Annotated in this window: 2 protein-coding genes; both read right to left on the minus strand. The window is 38.1% G+C overall.

The window, feature by feature from the left end; all coding sequences use genetic code 11:
- Positions 1 to 179: 179 nt before the first annotated feature.
- A complete protein-coding gene (locus A3712_RS19655; protein WP_063524728.1) occupies positions 180 to 518 on the minus strand; it encodes a hypothetical protein in 339 nt (112 codons plus the stop codon).
- Between the two features lie 162 nt (positions 519 to 680).
- Positions 681 to 957, minus strand: a 277-nt coding sequence (locus A3712_RS19660) for a hypothetical protein (RefSeq protein WP_231891846.1), incomplete at its 5' end; no start/stop codon positions are given.

A 957-nucleotide genomic window follows, 5' to 3' on the forward strand; every position in this document is an offset into this window, starting at 1 on the left:
TCATTGCTAATAGCATAGCTATAGAACCAATTAGAATAAACATAGAAGTTCCACCTCCACATATCTCCAAGCACTTAACGCCCTGTTATGGGGCGGATTAAGCTTGGCTATAATAGCGAAGAATGAGCGCCAGCCAAGCATTAAGACGTCCATTCCATAAACAGCTTGTTATATTTTCACTACTCATCTTCCAAGTCATAAAGGTTAGCTGGGTTTATGAGGGCGAGTATAGAGACTAAAGTGTTGCTAAATGACTCATAGTAATCGTCGTTATCCTTCTCGGAAAAGTCCTTTCCTTCAATGCGCTTTTTTAACCTATTTACCTCTGCTAAATATTTTTCTTCAAACTCCTTTTCCGACATCTGCACTGAATCAGATAGCATTTTTTGTAATGCATCTCTTTCACCTAAGTCATAGTTATCACCATCCCAAGGGCTTATTTCGTTACTTAAAAGAAATGATAACTTACGTTCAATAATTTGACTTAGTTTTATTCCTGAAACTGGTTCATTACTCATAATTTACAAGGAGCCTAAAGAAAATATAACGCCCTGTTAAGGTGTGAGCAACGCAATACCGAAGCTCCCGCATACCACCTTAAACACAAAACGCAACGCATAGCAAAAATGCCAAGCGTTGCGAATCACTCTTAAACAGATTGTTATGTGAAAATTACACGATTAACTATTAGCTTTGTTGATAATGTCTTTAAGCTCAGTGATTTGAGCTTCAGAAACACCTTGTTCAGACACAAGCCAATTTGTACATTCAACTGAACCAACGCAAGTATATACTCCCATTAAAGCCTGTGCCCATTTTTGTGCTAAGACTAGCATCGCGCCATCATTAACTTCAGCATTCTTCATGCTTGCTGCCCAAGAGGAGTATGTGATTGCAGTTTGGACTTGGGAAAAGCCCTCTGATAAGAACGCTTTATTATAAAAACTATACATAACT

Origin of the sequence: Vibrio sp. HI00D65, from assembly GCF_001635455.1 — a bacterium.
Taxonomy (GTDB): Bacteria; Pseudomonadota; Gammaproteobacteria; order Enterobacterales; family Vibrionaceae; genus Vibrio.

Excerpts from the sequence above, each read along its gene's own strand:
- A3712_RS19655 (WP_063524728.1), bottom strand. The coding sequence starts at position 518 with ATGAGTAATGAACCAGTTTCAGGAATAAAACTAAGTCAAATTATTGAA.